A 19,713-nucleotide genomic window follows, 5' to 3' on the forward strand; every position below is an offset into this window, starting at 1 on the left:
TTGGTTCGCGTGGGGAAACTCTACGCGACAACCCAGGCCAAGGAAAACACCTACGCGACCACGATCAGGGCTACGCCCCGCTGCGCTTGTTCTCCAACCAGGGGGCGAACCAGCGTGTGACCTGGGGCATGAAGATATACACCACCAGCAGCACGATGCTGAGCGTGATCAGCACGTTGCTGGCCACATAACCCCCCAGCCAGGGCCAGCGGGCGAACAGCGGCTGCCACAGCAGCGGCACGCCCAGGCTCAGGGGTAGGATCACCAGGAAGGTGACGCAGGCCTGCTTCCAGCGCACCGGCGCGCTGCCTTGCTCGGAGGGCGTGAACCAGAACTCGCGGTCGGCGTTCGCCTCGGTGCGGTCGCCATCGACCAGCAGCGGGGCCACTTGCGCGACCAGTTGGCGACGCTCGTCGGAGTCGAGCCAGCCCTGCAGTTGGGCAGTGCTGGCGAAGCGAATGACGGAGGTGAATTGATGCTGGCCGGCGTCGCGGTTACGCATCACATCGACGCCGAGGTGGCCCGGGTAGCGCTTGGCCGTGGCCACGGTGCGGCGCAGCCACTGCTCATAGTCCTGTTCCGCGCCTTGTTTCACACAGTGGCGTACCAGCAATGTCGCGACATCTTGAGACAGGTCATGGGTCATCGGGCCGCCCTCGGTTTGCGGTGCTGGTGACTACGCTAGCCTCGTCCGTGCGAGGTTTCTTGAATGAATGTGCCGGCTTTGCACCTATGTGCCCTGCTCGTCGTTGCCGTGTCGCTGGGCGCGACGCCAGCTGGCCGGCGCGACGCCAACCTGTTTGAGGAACACCCGGGAAAGGTGCGACTGGTCGGCGAAACCGCATTCCAGGCCGATCTGCGACAGGGGCAGGTGGCTCTGCGTCATCAGCGTCTTGGCCTTGTCGATACGCAGCTTCATCAGCCATTCATGGGGAGACAGGCCGGTGCTGCGCTTGAAGGCCCGGGTGAAATAGCTGCGCGACAGCGAGCATTACTGCGCCAGGCGTTCGACCGAAAGGCCCTCGACCAAGTGGCTGGCGATCATCTCCTTGGCCCGGCGCAACTGCCAAGGGCACAGTCCCTTGCCGTTCTCGTTGGCCAGCACGGCCTTGCCGTAGCGATCGTCGAGGTGGGTGAGCAGGGCGAGCACCACCTGGTCGATGAACAGCTGGTTGGCTTCGCCGGGCTGGGTCATCGCTGGCAGCAAGGCTTGGGACAGGTAGTAGCTGACCGGATCGACCTGGCTCAGGACCCGCTCCAGCCCTTGGTCCGTCGGGCTGCCAGCTTCGTAGAACAACGAGCGGATCGTGTGGCGTGGCACGGTGAACCTGATGTTGTCGTAGGCCGCCAGGTGCTGGCAGCGCAACTCATCGCCCAGGTTGGCGATGGACACGCTCTGGCGTGCGTGGCCGCCGACAAAGGCCAGGTCGCGGCCACGCCACAGCTTGTGCGCGGCGAAATCCTGAAGCTGGACGATGACGGTGTAGGCGTCGGCACAGGGAATGTCCAAGCGAAGCTCGGGGTCGGGGTGATCTTCGCGATTGCGCACGATCGAGTAGTTCCCTGGTTGCGCCATATGAGAAGCCTTCCCCGGGTTCGTCGGGCGCTTGGCTGGCAACGTAAAGCGCATGGGCGTGCTCCTTCCCTTCAGAGTTCCAGTCAGGGCCAAGGGGCTGGGTGGCAGCCTCGCTTGGCCAAGGCCTGCCAAGCATAGTATTGAGAACCGCCGATACGCTGAATAGAATGAATGGCATTTCATGCATGCCATTTTTTCGATGAAAAACCTTCCAGACTTGGAAGCCTGGGCGATCTTCGCCCAGGTCGCCAACAGTGGTTCATTCGCCGGTGCCGCGCAGGTGCTGGGCATCTCCCAGCCGACGGTGTCCAAGGCCATCGGCCGGCTGGAGCGGCGCCTGGGCGCCGCGCTGCTGCATCGCACCTCGCGCCGCCTGGAGCTGACCAGCACGTGCCAGCAGGCTTGGGAGCGTGCCCAGCGCATCCTGGAGGAGGGGCGCGCCACCGAAGCGCAGGCCTCCCTGCAGGCCAACGTGGCGAAGGGGCGGATACGCCTGGCGGCGCCCATGTCGTTCGGCCTGAAGTACCTCGCAGCGTTGCTGCCGGTCTTTCAACAGCGCTACCCGCAGATCGAGCTCGACCTGTCCCTGGACGATCGCATCGTCGACGTGGTGGCTGGCCGTTACGATGTCGCGCTGCGCATCGCCGAGCTGCCGGACTCCACGCTCAGGTCTCGCCGGCTTTGCGCCGTGCGCCGCCCCTTGGTGGCCACGCCGGCCTACCTGGCGCGCCACGGGCGACCGCAGCACCCGCGGGACCTGGGGCAGCACCAGTGCCTGATCTACACCAACCTGCCCACGCCCGAGCGCTGGACGTTTCGCCATGCGACCCAGGGTGATTTCAGCGTGCCGGTGCAGGGGAGCCTGCGCAGCAACAATGCCGACCTGCTGGGGCCTGCCTTGCTCGCCAGCCAGGGCCTGGCCCTGCAGCCGGAGTTCATCGTCTGGGAGGCGCTGCAGGCGGGTGTGCTGGAAGAGGTGCTGCCCGACTGGCGATTCGCCGATATCGCCATCCACCTGGTCACACCGCCCGGCAGCTTCCGGCCCGCTCGTGTCACGCTGCTGCTGGAGTTTCTGGCGGCTCATCTGTCCATCGCGCCTTGGGCCCGGGCCGGGCAGTTGAGTGGCGATTTGTAGCCCTGGGGCGCGAAGCGGCCCCCAGCGCTGGCCGACATTGCCACCAGGGCACAAACATACAAATCAGGATCATTCGTACAAGAAGCTGCCAAGGCACATGCCACACAGTCTGGGCTCGACAACACAACCAGAGGCTGTATCCCATGGCTATCGCAAAAGCTGCGCCTGGCAAGACCCTGCTCGATCCGAGCAACCACACCCTGATCATGATCGATCATCAGTCGCAGATGTCCTTCGCCACCAAGTCGATCGATGCGGTGACGCTGCGCAACAACGCCGCGCTGGTGTCCAAGGCCGCCAGGGAGTTCAAGGTGTCGACGATCCTCACCACCGTGGCGGAAAAAAGCTTCTCCGGGCCGATTTTCGATGAGATCCGCTCGGTATTCCCCGAACACAAGGTGATCGACCGCACCACCATGAATACCTGGGAAGATGAACGCATCGCCGTCGAGGTCAATGCATTCGGCAAGAACAAGATCGTTCTCGCCGGCCTGTGGACCTCGGTGTGCATCGTCGGTCCGGCCCTGTCGGCGCTGGACCAGGGCTTCGAGGTCTATGTCATCGCCGATGCCTGTGGCGATGTCTCCAACGAAGCGCACCAGCACGCCATGGAGCGCATGATCCAGCTGGGCGCGCGTCCCATGACGTCGCTGCAATACCTGCTCGAGCTGCAGCGCGACTGGGCCCGGGGCGAAACCTATAACGAGACCGTGCAGACCTCCATCGCCCATGGCGGCGCCTATGGCCTGGGCCTGATCTACGCCAAGACCATGTTCAACGCCTCCGAAGGCCACTGATCGGAACAGGCTCGCCGGTGGCGCCATGGGCGCTGCCGCGGGCCGTTCATTCCAGCGATGGCGGGCTATGCTGACTCCGACCCGTGCGGCCTGCGAACCGCTTGCCGTCTGCTTGGAGCGGCCGTGCCACGCCATCGGTGCCGACCTGTGTCGGCCTTGCGAGTAGAACGCCATGAACCAGGACCCACCCAACGACAGCCGTCGCCACTTCCTTGCCGCTACCACCGTACTCGGGGCCGCGGGCGCGCTCTGGTCCTCGTTGCCTTTCGCCAGCGCCAGCGACCCGGCCCATGCCAACCATTCAGGGGGTTCCATGACCGCCGATCTGATTCTTTTCAATGGCCGTTTGCATACCGTCGATCCCGAAAAACCCAGTGCCACGGCCGTGGCCATCAAGGATGGCCGCTTCATCGCGGTCGGCAGCGATGCCGAGGCGATGGCCTTGCGCGGCGCCGCGACCCGCACCATCGACCTTAACCGGCGCACCGTGGTTCCCGGCCTGAACGACTCCCACCTGCACCTGATCCGCGGGGGGCTCAACTACAACCTCGAGCTGCGCTGGGAGGGCGTGCCGTCCCTGGCCGATGCCCTGCGCATGCTCAAGGACCAGGCCGACCGCACCCCCGCACCGCAGTGGGTGAGGGTGGTCGGTGGCTGGACCGAGTTCCAGTTCGCCGAGAAACGCATGCCGACGCTGGAGGAACTGAACAAGGCGGCGCCCGACACGCCGGTGTTCGTGCTCCACCTGTACGACCGCGCCTTGCTCAACCGTGCAGCGCTCAAGGTCGTCGGCTACGACCGCAACACGCCGAACCCGCCCGGCGGCGAGATCCAGCGCGATGCCAGCGGCGAGCCGACCGGCATGCTGATCGCCCGCCCCAACGCGATGATCCTCTACGCCACCCTGGCCAAGGGGCCGAAGTTGCCATTGGAGTACCAGGTCAACTCCACCCGCCAGTTCATGCGCGAACTGAACCGTCTTGGCCTCACCAGCGCCATCGATGCCGGCGGTGGTTTCCAGAACTATCCCGACGACTACCAGGTCATCCAGGAACTGGCCGACAAAGGCCAGTTGACCGTGCGCATCGCCTACAACCTGTTCACCCAGAAGCCCAAGGAAGAACTGGCCGACTTCCAGAACTGGAGCAAGCTGGTCAAGCCCGGCGACGGCTCCGACTTCTTCCGCCACAACGGCGCAGGGGAGATGCTGGTGTTCTCCGCCGCCGACTTCGAGGACTTCCTCGAACCGCGCCCGGACCTGCCGGCGACCATGGAGCAGGAACTGGAGCCGGTGGTTCGCCACCTGGTGGAGCAGCGCTGGCCGTTCCGCCTGCACGCGACCTACGACGAGTCCATCTCGCGCATGCTCGATGTGTTCGAGAAGGTCGATCGCGATATCCCGTTCAATGGCCTGCCATGGTTCTTCGACCATGCCGAAACGGTCAGCCCGAGGAACATCGAGCGCATCCGGGCGCTGGGCGGCGGTATCGCCATCCAGCATCGCATGGCCTTCCAGGGCGAGTACTTCGTCGACCGCTACGGCGCCAAGGCCGCAGAGACGACGCCGCCGATCCAGCGCATGCTCGCCGAAGGCGTGCCGGTGGGGGCGGGGACCGACGCCACCCGGGTGGCCAGCTACAACCCCTGGACCGCCCTGTACTGGCTGGTCAGCGGCAAGACCGTGGGTGGCCTTGAGTTGTACCCCCAGGGCCTTGGGCGCGATACCGCCCTGCAGCTGTTCACCCAGGGCAGCGCCTGGTTCTCCAGCGAACAGGGCAAGAAGGGGCAGATCAAGGTCGGCCAGTTCGCCGACCTGATCGCGCTATCCGCCGACTACTTCAGCGTCGAGGAAGAGGCGATCAAGTGGCTGGAGTCGGTGCTCACGGTGGTGGATGGCAAGGTCGTCCATGCCGCGGCGGAGTTCGACAAGCTGGCACCGCCGGCCCTGCCGGTGATGCCGGACTGGTCCCCGGTGAACAAGGTGCCAGGGCACTGGAAACCGGCGGCGCCGCTGACGGCGCAGGTGCACCAGTGCGTAGGCGCCTGCGCGGTGCATGCGCACCAGCACGACAGGGCGCGGCGCGCCAATGTACCGGTCAGCGACTACCAGGGCTTCTGGGGCGCGTTCGGCTGCTCTTGCTTCGCCTTCTGACCTTGCACCGCGGGCCGGGTCTCCGGCCCGCGTGTTTCCCTGGAGATCCTCTGCAAATGGCAATCATGGCCCGGCGCATGGCCAGCGGCGCGCTCGTGCTCGCGAGCCTGCACGCCAGCGCAGAACCTGCCGTGCCCGGCACGGAGCAGGGCACGTGGTCGCTGCTCAGCCGGAACTTCTTTCTTCACAACGACTTTCGCCATGCCCCAGGCGCGCCCCAGGGCTACCAGCGGGAATGGGCCCAAGGCTTCATCGCAACGCTCGAGTCCGGCTTCACGCCCGGGACGGTTGGCCTGGGCATCGATGCCCATGGCTTTCTCGGGATCAAGCTCGATGGCGGGCGAGGGCATGCCGGTACCGGTCTGCTGCCTCACGACAGCGGGGGAGACAATGCCGACGACTATGCCGATGCGGGGGCTGCAGTGAAGCTGCGCGTGGGCCAGAGCCTGCTCAGCTACGGCGAGATGACGGTGCAGACCCCCGTGCTCGATACCGGCGACAAGCGCCTGCAACCGGAATATGCCACCGGCGTGCTGCTCGATAGCCAAGAACGCGAAGGCCTGCGCTTGCAGGCCGGGCGTTTTACCCGCTTCAAGCGGCAGAACGGCAGTTCGGGGCATGATGACTTCGCCGGCTACGGGGCAACGACCGAAGGGGCCGCCCTCGGTTTTGCCGGGGCCACCTTCGCGCCTGGCAACGGCCTGGGCACGGCGGTCTACCTGGCGCAACTGGACGACACCTGGCGCCAGGGCTACCTGAACCTGAATCTCGCCCAGGGCCCGTGGAGCCTGGACGGCAATCTCTACAAGACCCTCGACCAAGGCCGCGCCCGGGCCGGGGCCATCGACACCCTGGCCTACAGCCTGCAGGCCCGCTATGCCTTCAGCGGCCAGGCGCTGTCGGTGGCGTACCAGCACATCCACGGCGACACGCCGTTCGACTTCATCGGTGGCGACTCGATCTACCTGGCCAACTCGATCAAGTACGCTGACTTCAACGGCCCGCAAGAGCGCTCCTGGCAACTGCGCTACGACCTCGACCTGGCGGCATTCGCCATCCCTGGGCTGACCTTCATGGCCCGTTATGTCAGCGGCCGCAACATCGACGGCAGCCACGCCCCGGCGGGCGGCGCCTACAATCCCTGGGACCGGTCGAGCGACAGCTACCAGCCTTTGCAAGGCAAGGGCGGGCGCCACTGGGAGCGCGACCTCGACCTGCGCTACACCTTCAGTGCCGGCGTGGCGAAGGACCTGTCCCTGTCCGTGTCGCACGTCAGCCACCGGGGCAACCGGGCACAGGGCGGCGATGACATCGATCGCTTGTACCTGGTTGTCGAATATCCACTCAACGGTTGGTTCTGACCCATGAACGCACCTGTCCCGAGCGCCTGGAGCCCCTTGCGCCAAACCACCTTCCGCTGGCTATGGCTGGCCAGCATCGCCTCGAACATCGGCACCTGGATGCACGAAGTCGGTGCCGGCTGGCTGATGACGTCCCTGTCCGCCAACCCGCTGCATGTCGCCCTGGTCCAGGTCGCCGGCGCCTTGCCGATGTTCTTCCTGGCATTGCCGGCTGGCGCGTTGGCCGACATCGTCGACAAACGCAGGTATCTGTTGGGGGTGCAGCTGTGGATGGCGACCATCGCCGTGCTGCTGGCGGGGTTGAGCCTGTCGGGGTTGATCGGGGTCTGGCTGCTGCTGACGCTGACCCTGTGCATGGGCATCGGCACGGCGCTGATGATGCCCGCCTGGAGCGCGACGACGCCTGAGTTGGTGGACAAGGCCGACCTGCCGGCGGCCGTCGCGCTCTCCAGCGTGGGCGTCAACCTGGCACGAGCCATCGGCCCTGCCATCGCCGGCGCCTTGGTCAGCCTGGTTGGCCCCTGGCTGACCTTCGCACTCAATGGCGTGTCGTTCTTCGCGGTGATCCTGGTGTTGCTGACCTGGAAGCGCGAGCCGTCGCCCAGCGTCCTGCCGGCCGAACGGTTGTTCGGCGCGCTGCGCGCCGGCTGGCGCTACAGCCGCAGTTCGCGCCCGCTGCAGGCGGTCCTGGTACGGGCGTTCGCCTTCTTCGTCGGGGCCAGCGCCGGTACCTCGTTGTTGCCGCTGGTGGTGCGCACGCAGATGCAAGGCGATGCCACCGTGTTCGGCCTGCTGCTGGCCAGTGTCGGTGTCGGCGCCGTGCTGGGCGCGATGAAACTGCCCGACTTGCGCGCTCGTCTGGGCACCGAACGCCTGGTCATGCTGGCCACTGTGCTCTACGTCCTGGTGCTGCTGGCGCTGGCGACCTTCCGCAGCCTGTACGTGCTGGTGCCGGTGATGTTCCTCAGCGGCGTGGCGTGGATCGCCGTGTTGTCCAGCTTCCAGGTCGCGGCCCAGACCTCGGTGCCGGCCTGGGTACGTGCGCGGGGCCTGGCCGTGTACATCCTGGTGTTCTTCGGCAGCATGGCCGCCGGCGGCACGCTCTGGGGCGTCGTTGCCAGCCACGCGGGGATTTCCCTGGCACTGGTGGTCGCCGGTGGCGTCCTGCTGCTCGGGTTGCTGGCCAACCTCCGTTACCGGCTGCCGAGCACCGAGGCCGATGACGTGGCGCCTTCGCTGCACTGGCCCGCTCCGATCCTTGCGCAAGGGATGGACCAGGAGCGTGGCCCGGTCATGGTCACCCTCGACTATGACATCGACCCCGACCACGCGGCCGCCTTCCAGGCTGCGATGCAGGAGGTGCGCGGCATGCGCAAACGCAATGGCGCGGTGTCCTGGGGGCTGGTCCAGGACAGCGAGAACCCGCGCCATTGGCTGGAGTTCTTCGTCGACGAGTCCTGGCTCGAACACCTTCGGCATCACCAGCGGGTGACCCGCGCGGAGCTGAAGATCGAGGCGGCTGCCCGGCGGTTCCAGGCTGCCGGGGTCGAGGTGCGGATCCGGCATTTCATCCATGGGGCGGGGAAGGGGGATTGAGTGGGGCGCGAGCGGATCGTCTTTACGATGGGCGGCGCCTGATAGATCCTGAGGCTGCGCGGCAGCCATGGATGGCCGTTGAAATGGCCTATTCCTTCAGAACACCTGCCGTCAGTTCCAGTGCCCCGCGCCCCCCTCGGCGCAGGCACGCAAGCAACCCAAGCCAGGGGATATCGGTGATCTGTACCAGCGCCTTGGGCATCACACGCACTTCGCCTGCCGTGCCCCCGGCAGGCCCACCGTCCGGCAGGTACACCAGCAGCCACTCGTCGAGGGCTTCGAGCACCAGGCAGAAACGGTAGCCATCGTTTTCCGCAAGCAACCCGACCTTCGCCCCGTCGATGTTCTCCATGCCAGTGAGGCGGGCCGTTGCATCCTTGAGCAACTGGTAGCCAGGCAGGTTACCCAGGACGCGGTTTTCCAGCCCTTGCAGGACCCTGGCAGCAAATGCGGTGCGCGCCAGCAGCCCGGCAACGAAGCACAGGCAGCCCAGGGCGATGACAGCGACGATCGAAACCGCGGTGACGCCCGCGATGCTGAAGCCGGCGAAGAACGGCAGCACCTTCTGCAAGGGCGCGCTCAGCAAATGGATCGCCTTCTCGATCAGCACCACCACCAGCACCAGGGGGAGAATGAACAGTACGCCGCCCGCTATCGTGGTCTTGACGAATTGGAACATGGTGGCCTCCAGGGCAGGGTCCAGGGGAAAGCGGTATCAGTCTTCAGGTGCCTTTTCGTCGCCCACGAGCCTGGCGATCGGCGGGTCGCCATATTCCTTGCGATGTTCCGAAGGGGTCATGTCGAACCAGCGTTGATGGGCACGGCAGAACGAGGTGGTGCGCCGATAGCCCAGCTCGCTGGCGATCTGGCCGACGCTCAGGCTGGTCGTGCGCAGCATGTGCTCGGCCTGGCGGCGGCGGATACGGTCCAGGTGCGCCTCGAAGTCCACGCCATCGCGGGCCAGCCGTCGCTGGAGCGTGCGCGGGTGCAGGTCGAGCGCTTGCGCCACCTGCTCCAAGGTGCAGCGGTGGCTGGGCAACATCGTCTGGATCCGGCGCTCGACCTGTGCGCACAGGTCGTCGGCCTGGCTGTCGTGGGTCTCGAGGTAGAAGCGCACGATCGAATGCAGCACCGCGTCATGGCGGATGCACGGCTCACGCAGGATTTCCGGGGGCAAGAACAGGCAGTTGTGCTCCTGTTGGAACATCACCGGGCAGTCGAAGTAACGCTGGTAGCCGTCTGGTTCGCCCAGCGGCGCATGCCGGAAGGTCACCGCTCGCGGGCGGAACACCGTGCCGCGCAGCTCGCCGACCAGCAGCCGCGCCGCCAGCACCGATTTCTCGACGATCTGCGGTGTCTCTTCGGAGCCGGGCAGGGCGTTGTGGAAATACAGCAGGGCCTGGCCTGGGCGATGCTCGAGCCGATAGTGGATCGATGGGCTGTAGTTGCGCATGTAGCGGATCACGGCGACCAGGGCCTGGCCGATGGTAGGTGCCGAAGTGGCCAGGTGGCGGAGCGGCCCCATGAGCGTGGAGCCCTGGCGCTTGCCGAGCTCCAGGCCGAACTGGGGCAGGCTCAAGGCATGTGCGCTGCCTTCGAAGAGCTGCACCAGGTTTTTGTAGGGCAGGGTTTTCTCGTAGCTTCCGACGACGTCGAGGTCGATGCGCAGCGGGCGCAGGAAGTCACGCTGCGACCTGCCGTATTCGGCCAGGAGCTCGCCAAATTGAAGCAATGCGGTACCGCGGATGCTGTCCATGATTCATCACGCCTGAGTTGTCATTCCCTGGAGGAAGGCGAGGTGCCGGCCCGCTGCGACCACCGGCGCGCAGCGGGCTGCACAGTTTATTTCTTCAGGGCCTGGAAGGACTTGACCATGTCCTGTGCCCAGCCATCGAGCACGGCCCGTGCATCCTTGGCCTGCATGACCTGGGACGAGTTATCCAGGTCGGCCCCGGCGCCTTTGCGCACGACCTCGGCAACCACCTCGTTGGTGTTGCCGTCGAGGAACGCCGCCTCGGTGGCGATGCTGGTGTCCTGGTCACGAATGCCCGTCGCCGTGCTGATGCCCGCCGCCACCAGGGCGATCGGGATGACCTCGTAAGGACGCAGCCCTTTGGTGGAGGCACTGACCCCGGTGATCGCCGGGCGTACGACCAGCACGCCGTGACCCGGGCTCTGCGCCAGGGGCAGGACCTTGGAGAACTGGGTCTTCAGCGCCTGGTCGTAGTACTGGGTGATGCCCTGCAAGGTCGATTGGGGTATTTTCTCGGTCGGTTGCGGCCTCGGATAGAGCTGGCTGGGTTCGATGTAGATGCTGGTATAGCTGTTCACATCGACGCCTGGCTTGATCCAGCGCATGACCGGGGCGCCACTGGGCGATTTCTCTTCCTTCAGGATGCTGTAGTCCTTGAGGAAGCCAGAGTATTGATCGGGCTCCACGTACTTACTCGCGCAACCGGAAAGCAGTAACGAGGAAAGGCACAGGGTTGAAGCGATCGACTTGAGTTTCATGGGGTTTCTCCTGATGACAGTCAGCATTCTCTGCAGCCATGCGTAGTGCGTGTTGGGTCTCGCTCTCAAAAGCGCCAGGTCGCTCCACCTCCGATGATGTGCAAGGCACTGTTGTCGTAGCTGCCTGACAGCGTGTTGCCCGAGCGTGCCTTGGTTTGCTCCACGTCCATGTCGCCCAGCCAGATCAGGGTATAGGCCAGGTGCAGGTCGAGGCCTTCGTCGACCTGGTAGTTGATGCCGGTCGCCAGGCGCCAGGCCTCGCCCATGGGGTTGTCGACCGTGCGGTCGTCATCGTCCACCGCGGAGCTGTCGTACCCCAGCCCCAGGCTCCAGCGAACCCGGGGCGTGGCCTGGTACATGGCACCGATCGAGGCATGCCAGGTGTCCTTGTACTTGCGATCGACCGTACGGCTGACGCCACCGCCGTTGGCGTCCACGTCGACCCCGACATCGCCGAAGTCGCTCCAGTCCTGCCAGCCGAGGCTGCCGAGCAGTTTCCATTGCTCGTCGAGGTCGTGCGCCACGCTGAAGGTCACGGTCTGCGGCACGTTGAGGTCCAGCTCCAGGGAGTCGAGGCGACGCAAGCCGGCATTGAGGAGCGGGTTGCTGATGTTGCGCACATGAGGGCTGTCCTCGAACTCCAGCTTGATCTTGCTGGTGTAGGCCAGGCCCACGGTCGTGCGCGGGGACAGTTGGTAGAGCACGCCGAGGTTGACGCCGGTACCGACGTCGGTGTCCTGGTATTCCAGCTGGCCGTCCGGGCGGTTCCGCAGGCCCAGCAGGTTGTTGTTGATCGCCATTTCGGTGCGGTAGTAGCCATACATGATGCGTGGACCGATACCGACGGAAAGCTCGTCGGTGAACTTGTACGCCAGGGTCGGCTGGAACGAGACACCGATGACCGCAGCCTCCTGGGTGAAGTAGCGACCGGCCCAGTCATCATCGTAGTCCAGTGCCAGGCCGAAGTTCCCGTACATGCCGAAGCCGATCGCCGCCCGGTCGTCGAGCTGATGGCTGATGAACAGGCTTGCGCCGGGCAGGTACTCCAGGCCATTGCCCCCTTCGTTGCCCTCGAACTGATTGTCGCCACCGCGCGAGAAGCGCAGGTCGCCGAGGATCACCTGGGCGTTGGCACTGACCTGGGTGCCTTGCAGCTGGGTGATGCCTGCCGGGTTGTTCATCAATACGCTGGGGTCGGTGGCCAGTGCGGCGGATCCGGCATTGGCCAGGCCGTTCCCTTCCTGCCCGGTTTCATAGATGAAGATGCCACCGGCGGACGCGTGGCTGGCGGTGAGCAGGAGTGCGCAGGCCAGTGCCCGGCGCAAGGCCGGGCAGGGCGATAGGGGGCCGGGAACCGGCGTGCAAGCAGCGTCCAGCGACGTGTCGTCCTTCGCGCTGTTGGCTACAGGTGCCCTGTGGGCTCGGTGCTTGTTCGTCATGTCGTTTCAGTCCGCTCTTGTCCGTGGTGAAATGACAGGGTCTCGTCGGGTGGTGGAAAGAGAAGTCAATCGAGAAACAAGACGTTGACCAGCCCGCCCGAGCATCGCTTGCCGCCGGACTGCGTCAATGGAGCAATCAGGGCATTACGCCGGGGAGCCAGAATTCGAAGCTGTCCATGTCGTTCATCAACTCATCGAGTTTGCCTTGCGCACCCTCGATTCCAGGCAATAGCGTTCTTGTCGATTCAACGGTGTAGCGAGGGCGATCATGACAAGCTCCTTTCGATAGGGTGCGCTCTACCGTTGTCGGTAACTGCCAGCGGTATGTTTCGTACTGCTGGGCAAGGGTAGCTGCATTTCCTGGCGTCCATGCAGGCCCGGGCTGTCTTTTCGCGACAGGATCGGCGGAAGGCAAAAACGTTCAAAAAGATGCGTACGGACCATCAACTTTAGACGACAGGTTCCGCCACGCCCCATTCGATGGAAAAACCCGCAAATACTCGGCAAAACACTTGGCGGGATGAACGGCACACGCCTGGCATGCAGGCCCAGTAGCAGTGCGACTTGCTGGCGAGCAACTCGCCGAACTGCAGGAATGCGGTACCGCGAATGCTATCCATATCTTTGTCTTGCCTTTATATGACAGGGGTTCAAACGCAGCGCCTTGAGTATCGTCGCGGATACGCAGGCCTGCGGGAGGAGCCGACGATCACGCACGGCCAGTGCCACGGGGCCGATGAAGCCGTTGCTGATCATGTCGCCAGGCGCGGCCGCATGTTCTCTGTGCGACAGCGTAGCCCGGAGGGCCGCATGACGCATGATTGGTGAACGCCGCTGGCCCTGTGGGCGCTTGCCGGCGATGGCGCGCGCAGCGGCTCCAGGTGGCCGCAGGGCAGCACGAGAAACAACCGGCCGACATTGTCGCGTATTGGATATAGCCCGAGTGCCGATGACCGAAATTTGACTACGCTAGAGCCCATTCGATCGGTAAAACGCGAAGCGGATCACTGAGGGACGGAGCGTGGGGATGAGGTGCTGGACCAGCATGAGGTCGCTGCTGTTGCTCGGTGCGTTGTTGTCGATGTTCATCACCATCCTGCCCCTTGCCCCTTGCCGCTGCCGCTGCCGCTGCCGCTGCCGAGGACGCGGTCTCGGTGGAAGGTACGCCGGAGCAGGATGAATGACGCCTCGAACGCCATGCCGTACCGATTCATCACCCTCATCCCAGCATGAGTAAGGAAACCGTGTGTATTGTCGTCCCCTGATCGTGTCGTTGTGCCTGCTGATGTTCGCCCCCATCGCCAGCTGGGCGCAGCAGGCCGGGAAGTCGCCGGCCCAGGCGAAGGAAGCCGAGGGCTACGCCGAAGCCTCCAGTTGCCAGGGTTGCCACCAGGTGCAGGCGGGGCAATGGAAGGACTCGGACCATGCCTGGGCCATGCGTGTCGCCAATGCCGACAGCGTCCTGGGAGCCTTCGATGGGCGTACCTTCGACGATGCTGGGGTCCAGGCACGTTTTCAGCGCAAGGGCGGCCGCTACTTCGTCCACACGGAAGGCGCCGACGGCAAGCCTGCGGATTTCCAGGTGCGCTACACGTTTGGCTACTACCCGTTACAACAGTACCTGGTGGAGTTCCCCGGAGGGCGGTTGCAGGCGCTGACCATCGCGTGGGATAGCCGCACACGGGAGGAGGGCGGCCAGCGTTGGTTCTCCCTGTACCCCGGGCAGCGTTTCGCGCCCGATGATGCCCTGCACTGGACCGGACGCTACCAGAACTGGAACGCCATGTGCGCCGACTGCCACTCGACCCGCCTGCTCAAGCACTACGACGACCAGCACGACAGCTACGCCACCACCTGGCAGGAACAGACCGTCGGCTGCCAGGGCTGCCATGGCCCGGCGCAGGCCCATGTGGACTGGGCCAAGCAGGCCAAGGGCGAAGGCAAGGCCTCTGCCTCGGCCGCACAGATGGGCTTGAAGGTCGATTTCAAGGCCCTGGACAACAAGGGGTTGGTCGAGCAATGCGCCTTCTGCCACAGCCGCCGGCAATCCCTGGGTATGGGCCAGCAGCCCGGCAAACCGCAACTCGATGCCTCGCTACCGGCCACCTTGCGTGAGGGCATGTACCACGCCGACGGCCAGATCGATGGCGAGGTGTACGTCTACGGGTCGTTCTCCCAGAGCAAGATGTTCGCCGCCGGGGTGGGTTGCACCGATTGTCACGACCCGCACACCACCCGCGTGAAGATCCAGGGCAATGCACTTTGCCAGCAATGCCACAACCCCCATCCGCCCACCAGCCGCTTCCCCAGCCTGCAAGGCAAGGACTACGACAGCCCGGAGCATCACCATCATGCCCAGGGCTCGGCCGGTGCGCAGTGCGTGAACTGCCACATGCCGAGCAAGACCTACATGGTCGTCGACCCCCGGCGCGACCACAGTTTGCGGGTGCCGCGGCCAGACCTTGCTGACAAGTCCGCCAGCCCGGATGCCTGCACGGCGTGCCACACCGACAAGCAACCCGCCTGGGCGGCCACGGCGATCCAGGACTGGTTCGGCACGCCCCAGCGTCCGTCCCATTACGGCGAGACATTCCATGCCGTGCGCAGCGGCCAGGGCGATCGGTTGAGCCTGCTGACCGCGATCATCGCCGATATCGGCAAGCCCCCGATCGTTCGGGCCACCGCCGCTCAACAACTGACCGAGCTCGGCGCCCCGGCCATCACACCGTTGAGCTGGGCGCTCAACTCCAAGGAAGGGGTGGTACGCGCCTACGCCGCCGCCGGCTTCGCCCGTGTACCTGAACAATCGCGCATCCAGCGATTGCTGCCATTGCTGGACGACCCTCTGCTGGCCGTGCGTGACGAGGCCCTGCGCGCCTTGGCCGACGTGCAACCGCAAGCACTTGCAGCCGAGCGCCGGGAGGCGTTCAAGGCGCAGTTGGCCGACTATGAGCGGCGTTTGCGCGACAACGCCGACCTGCCCGGCGGCAGGCTCAACCTGGCGGTGCTGCTGCAACGCCTCGGGCGGCAGCCGGAAGCCATCGAGCAATACCGCCAGGCCCTGCGCCTGGATGCGCATTTCTCTCCCGCCCGGGTCAACCTGGTGACGCTGTACAGCGGTGCAGGTCAGCTCGACGAGGCGCAGGCGCTGCTGCGCGAAGGCCTTGCGCTGAAGGACATGCCGGCCAGCGACCACGGGAACCTCGCCTACATGCTGGCCTTGCTGCTGGTCGAGCAGGGCAAGGCCGACGAAGGCCTGGAGTGGCTGGGCGTGGCCGCCCGGGAGATGCCCGGCAATGCCCGAGTGCACTACAACCAGGGGTTGCTGTTGGCCCAGATGAACCGGCGTGACGAGGCGTTGCAGACGCTGCGCAAAGGCCTGGAGGGCTCGCCCGAAGACCCAGATCTGCTCTATGCGCTGGCTTACCTGCATGCGACGGCCGGCGAGGCGAGCCTGGCCGAACAGTATGCGCAGCGCATGCGCGCGGTGGCTCCGGACGATCCTCGTTTGCCTCCGACGCGACAGTGACTCGAGGGCGCCCAGGGTGTTCTTTACACGACACGCCCTGGGTGACTTTTCGATGGCGAACAATGACCTGTGAGCTAGAGTTACCACGCATCTTCATCTGCACCGTGGCATGGGCAGTGTGCCGGTTGGTTTCGGCAGGTCGCTGGCAGGGAAGTCGGTTCACCGGGTGATTGACGCAACTCAAGGACAACGACGCATGAGCATTCGTGATGAGATCGCCGGCCTGCAGGCCCAGGTCGGGCTTCAGGTCCTCGGCCAGGAGCAGACCATTGGCCATATCATGCTGGGCCTTCTGGCCAATGGTCATGTACTGCTGGAGAGCCTGCCCGGCCTGGCCAAGACCCGTACGGTCAAGGCCCTGGCCACCCACCTGGATGCGCGCATGAGCCGTATCCAGTTCACCCCCGACCTGCTGCCCTCGGACATCACCGGCGGCGAGATCCTGCAGCAGACCGAGGCCGGCAACCAGCTCAGGTTCCAGCCAGGCCCGCTGTTCGGCAACGTGATCCTGGCCGACGAGATCAACCGGGCGCCGGCCAAGGTCCAGGCGGCGCTGCTGGAGGCCATGGAAGAGCGGCAGATCACCGTGTCCGGGCAGACCCACGCGATGCCGGGGCTGTTCATGGTCCTGGCGACGCAGAACCCCATCGAGCAAGAGGGGACTTACCCACTGCCCGAGGCGCAGATGGACCGCTTCCTGATGAAACTGCTCATCGACTACCCGAAGGTCGAGGATGAAGCCCACGTCCTGCGTCTGGTCCGCAGCGAAGACCAGCGCCAGCAGGCCGGGGTCGGCGGCGAGCCGGCAGCGCCCATGGCGCAGGAGACGATCTTCGCGGCACGGCGTGAAGTCGGTTCGGTGCACGTATCCGAGGCGATCGACCGCTACCTAGTCGACCTGATCAACGCGACCCGCCACCCGGCCGACTACGACGCCGACCTGCAGCGCTGGATCAAGGTCGGCGCCAGCCCGCGCGGCGGTATCGGCCTGGACCGCGTCGCCCGGGCCCACGCCTGGTTGTCCGGCAGCGACTATGTGACGCCCGACGATGTGCGCTCGGTGCTGCACCCGGTGCTGCGCCACCGCTTGCTGCTGTCGTATGACGCCGTGGCCGATGGTGTCAGTGCCGACCAGGTGCTGGATCGTCTGCTCGACACTGTTGCAATCCCTGCCTGAAGGGGAGGTCGCCATGCCCGTTGTCGCCGACGGCGCGGTCTACGCCTCGCTGGAGCAATTGATGCTGCTGGAGCACCGCGTGCGCGGCTTGAGCTTCCTGTCGCGCCAGCCATTGTCCAGCGTGCTCTCCGGCAACCATGCCGCACGCTTGCGTGGCCGTGGGCTGAGTTTCGACGAGCTGCGCCAGTACACGCCCGGCGACGACCTGCGCCACCTCGACTGGCGCGCCTCGTTGCGCTACAGCAAGCCGTTCGTGCGCAGCTACACCGAGGAGCGCGACCGCCCGACGCTGGTGCTGGTGGACCAGCGCATGAGCATGTATTTCGGCTCGCAGCGTGTGTTCAAATCGGTCACCGCCGCCGAACTGGGGGCGATCGGTGCCTGGATGGCCCTTCACGCAGGCGATCGGGTCGGGGGCCTGGTGTTCGGCGACAAGGACATCGAGTCGATCCGGCCATTGCGCAGCCGGGCCCGGGTCGAGGCCCTGTGCGCGGCGATCGTCCGGCATAACCACAGGCTTCATGCCATGCAGGCCGACGACGAGCAAGCGGGCCAGCTCGACCGGGTATTGCGCCACTGCCTGGGCATCGCAGGGCATGACCATCTGATCGTCATCATCAGCGATTTTGCCGGCGTGACGGAGCAGACCTTGCAGTTGCTGCGCCAACTGGCCGCTCATAACGACGTGCTGGCCCTGCAGGTGTTCGATCCCATTGCCTTGCAGGTGCCAGACCGTGGACGGTTGACCGTGACCCAAGGCCAGGTACAGGTCGAGCTGGAGATAGAGCGTCGCCAGGTCAACCGGCCGCTGGGCGATTTTCTCGCCGGGCGGCTGAAGGATGTCGCCACGCTGCTGCGGCGCAGCCAGGTGCCGTTGATGATGTTCAGCACCGGGCGCGACAGCCTCGAGCAGCTGCGCGCTGAACTGGGACGGCTGACGGCGGTGGCACGATGACCAAGGTGGCCGCGCCGAACATCGACCAGTTGCGCGAATTGGCCTTGCCGCCAATGCCCGTCAGCTACTGGCCGCAGACCTGGGGCTGGCTGGCCGTGTTGCTGGTCCTGCTGGCGATCGCCGCAGGGTTGGTCACTTGGCGCTACCTGCGCTGGCGCCGCAACCTCTATCGCCGCGAGGCGCTGGCGCGCCTGGAGGTGCTGGTGCAGACGTCGAACGATCCCTTGCAACGCCTGGCGGCACTGCGCGAGGTCCCGCAGTTGCTCAAGCGCGTGGCCCTGTCGATGCCCGCGCCGGAGGCCGTGGCCACGCTGCGTGGGCAAGACTGGCAGGCATTCTTGCAGCGCCACAGCCGCGCACCGCTGCCAGAGTGGTTCGCCGAACGCCTGGCGCTGCTGGCCTATGCGCCAGCCGAGCGGGTACTGGCTTTGCCCGAGGCGGATCTCCAGGCCTTGCTGGCGACCTCCCGACACTGGATCGAGGTGCACCGTGTGGCAGCTTGACTACCCCTGGTTGCTGCTGTTGCTGCCGTTGCCCTGGCTGGCCCGCCGTTACCTGGGCACCTACCGGGAATCACGCAGCGCCCTGCGGGTACCGTTCTTCGCCGCCATGAGCCGGGCCGTGGGCCAGGAACCCGGCAGTGCCCGTGCCGAAGGCGATCGCTGGCAACTGCCGTTGAACCTGCTGGTCTGGGGCCTGGTGCTGCTGGCCTGCGCACGGCCGGTACTGGTGGAAAAACCCATCGAGCGCGAGCTGCCAGTGCGCGACCTGATGCTGGCGATCGACATTTCCCAGTCCATGGCCACCACCGACTACGACGACCCTTCCGGGCAACGGGTGGACCGCCTGCAGGCCGTCAAAGGGGTGGTACGCGCGTTCATCGACCGGCGCAAGGACGACCGTATCGGCCTGATCGTGTTCGGCACCGCGGCCTATCCGCAGGCGCCGCTGACGCTGGACCATGCCAGCCTGGGCATCCTGCTCGACGAAGTCGGCATCGGCATGGCCGGGCCGAACACCGCCCTGGGCGACGCCATCGGCCTGACCATCAAGTTGCTGGACAAGGCCAAGGAACAAGAAAAGGTGTTGATCGTGCTGACCGATGGCAACGACACCGGTAGCGCGATCACGCCCGACCATGCCGCGCGCATGGCTCGGGAGCGCGGCATCGTGGTGCACACCATCGGCATCGGCGACCCCGAGGCCAGCGGCGAGGCCAAGGTCGACCTGCAGGCCCTCCAGGCCATCGCCCAGCAGACAGGCGGGCGTTTTTTCCATGCCGGTGACCGTGCCGCGTTGCAGGAGGTCTATGCCACCCTCGACCGGATCACGCCCCATCGGGTCAAGACCTTCAGCCACCAGCCCAGGCGCGAGCTGTTCTGCTGGCCATTGGGCGCGGCGCTGCTGGCATTGCTGCTCGGCCATGGTATGGCGGCCCTGGCCACGGCACGCCGTGCAGGCAAAGGGCAAGCCACGGAGCGCTGA

At 65.6% G+C, this 19,713-nt stretch carries 18 protein-coding genes; 10 read left to right on the forward strand and 8 right to left on the reverse strand.

What is annotated here, in order from left to right; genetic code table 11:
• Positions 1-70: 70 nt before the first annotated feature.
• The 3 genes from NJF35_RS05320 to NJF35_RS05330 all read right to left on the reverse strand — a co-directional run bounded on the left by NJF35_RS05320 (position 71) and on the right by NJF35_RS05330 (position 1,576).
• The gene (locus NJF35_RS05320) at positions 71-646 is read right to left on the reverse strand and encodes an antibiotic biosynthesis monooxygenase (RefSeq protein WP_225787759.1); all 576 of its coding nucleotides are present in this window, start codon (positions 644-646) and stop codon (positions 71-73) included.
• Positions 647-730: 84 nt separating this feature from the next.
• Positions 731-985: a helix-turn-helix domain-containing protein gene (locus NJF35_RS05325; RefSeq protein ID WP_253090851.1), complete on the reverse strand. Its 255-nt coding sequence runs from the start codon at positions 983-985 to the stop codon at positions 731-733.
• 6 nt (positions 986-991) lie between these two features.
• Positions 992-1,576 carry a hypothetical protein gene (locus NJF35_RS05330; RefSeq protein ID WP_253090769.1) on the reverse strand — a complete coding sequence of 195 codons (585 nt, stop codon included), beginning with the start codon at positions 1,574-1,576 and terminating at the stop codon, positions 992-994.
• A 181-nt stretch (positions 1,577-1,757) separates the two neighbouring features.
• Here NJF35_RS05330 and NJF35_RS05335 point away from each other — a divergent pair, with 181 nt between their 5' ends.
• The 5 genes from NJF35_RS05335 (at position 1,758) to NJF35_RS05355 (ending at position 8,617) form a co-directional block, all read left to right on the forward strand.
• Positions 1,758-2,711 (forward strand): LysR family transcriptional regulator, encoded by a 954-nt coding sequence (locus NJF35_RS05335; protein ID WP_253090770.1) that lies wholly within the window; start codon positions 1,758-1,760, stop codon positions 2,709-2,711.
• Between the two features lie 143 nt (positions 2,712-2,854).
• Positions 2,855-3,508: a hydrolase gene (locus NJF35_RS05340; protein ID WP_225787762.1), complete on the forward strand. Its 654-nt coding sequence runs from the start codon at positions 2,855-2,857 to the stop codon at positions 3,506-3,508.
• Positions 3,509-3,680: 172 nt separating this feature from the next.
• Positions 3,681-5,660, forward strand: coding sequence for an amidohydrolase (locus NJF35_RS05345; RefSeq protein WP_253090771.1), 1,980 nt, complete (start codon positions 3,681-3,683; stop codon positions 5,658-5,660).
• Between the two features lie 65 nt (positions 5,661-5,725).
• Positions 5,726-7,021 (forward strand): OprD family porin, encoded by a 1,296-nt coding sequence (locus NJF35_RS05350; RefSeq protein ID WP_253090852.1) that lies wholly within the window; start codon positions 5,726-5,728, stop codon positions 7,019-7,021.
• Positions 7,022-7,024: 3 nt separating this feature from the next.
• Positions 7,025-8,617 carry an MFS transporter gene (locus NJF35_RS05355; RefSeq protein WP_225787764.1) on the forward strand — a complete coding sequence of 531 codons (1,593 nt, stop codon included), beginning with the start codon at positions 7,025-7,027 and terminating at the stop codon, positions 8,615-8,617.
• Positions 8,618-8,705: 88 nt separating this feature from the next.
• Here the strand turns inward: NJF35_RS05355 and NJF35_RS05360 are convergent, their stop codons facing one another.
• From NJF35_RS05360 to NJF35_RS24660, 5 genes are all read right to left on the reverse strand, one after another.
• Entirely contained in the window at positions 8,706-9,296 is a 591-nt protein-coding gene (locus NJF35_RS05360; protein ID WP_225787765.1) for a hypothetical protein, read from the reverse strand.
• A 36-nt stretch (positions 9,297-9,332) separates the two neighbouring features.
• The gene (locus tag NJF35_RS05365; RefSeq protein ID WP_253090772.1) at positions 9,333-10,373 is read right to left on the reverse strand and encodes an AraC family transcriptional regulator; all 1,041 of its coding nucleotides are present in this window, start codon (positions 10,371-10,373) and stop codon (positions 9,333-9,335) included.
• A gap of 86 nt (positions 10,374-10,459) precedes the next feature.
• Positions 10,460-11,128, reverse strand: a complete 669-nt coding sequence (locus tag NJF35_RS05370; protein ID WP_225787767.1) for a DUF3313 domain-containing protein — start codon at positions 11,126-11,128, stop codon at positions 10,460-10,462.
• Positions 11,129-11,193: 65 nt separating this feature from the next.
• Entirely contained in the window at positions 11,194-12,567 is a 1,374-nt protein-coding gene (locus NJF35_RS05375) for an OmpP1/FadL family transporter (protein WP_253090773.1), read from the reverse strand.
• Positions 12,568-13,655: 1,088 nt separating this feature from the next.
• A complete protein-coding gene (locus NJF35_RS24660; protein ID WP_262924571.1) occupies positions 13,656-13,781 on the reverse strand; it encodes a hypothetical protein in 126 nt (41 codons plus the stop codon).
• 71 nt (positions 13,782-13,852) lie between these two features.
• On the opposite strand from NJF35_RS24660, the gene NJF35_RS05380 reads away from it, so the two are divergent.
• From NJF35_RS05380 to NJF35_RS05400, 5 genes are all read left to right on the forward strand, one after another.
• Positions 13,853-16,096, forward strand: a complete 2,244-nt coding sequence (locus NJF35_RS05380) for a tetratricopeptide repeat protein (protein ID WP_253090853.1) — start codon at positions 13,853-13,855, stop codon at positions 16,094-16,096.
• Positions 16,097-16,292: 196 nt separating this feature from the next.
• Positions 16,293-17,273 carry an AAA family ATPase gene (locus NJF35_RS05385; RefSeq protein WP_225787770.1) on the forward strand — a complete coding sequence of 327 codons (981 nt, stop codon included), beginning with the start codon at positions 16,293-16,295 and terminating at the stop codon, positions 17,271-17,273.
• A gap of 13 nt (positions 17,274-17,286) precedes the next feature.
• Entirely contained in the window at positions 17,287-18,228 is a 942-nt protein-coding gene (locus tag NJF35_RS05390) for a DUF58 domain-containing protein (RefSeq protein ID WP_225787771.1), read from the forward strand.
• Positions 18,225-18,731, forward strand: a complete 507-nt coding sequence (locus NJF35_RS05395) for a DUF4381 domain-containing protein (protein WP_225787772.1) — start codon at positions 18,225-18,227, stop codon at positions 18,729-18,731. The genes NJF35_RS05390 and NJF35_RS05395 overlap by 4 nt, the downstream gene beginning before the upstream one ends.
• Entirely contained in the window at positions 18,718-19,713 is a 996-nt protein-coding gene (locus NJF35_RS05400) for a vWA domain-containing protein (protein ID WP_225787773.1), read from the forward strand. Before NJF35_RS05395 ends, NJF35_RS05400 begins: the two co-directional genes overlap by 14 nt.

This window comes from Pseudomonas guariconensis, from assembly GCF_024127895.1.
Classification (GTDB): Bacteria; Pseudomonadota; Gammaproteobacteria; order Pseudomonadales; family Pseudomonadaceae; genus Aquipseudomonas; species Aquipseudomonas guariconensis_B.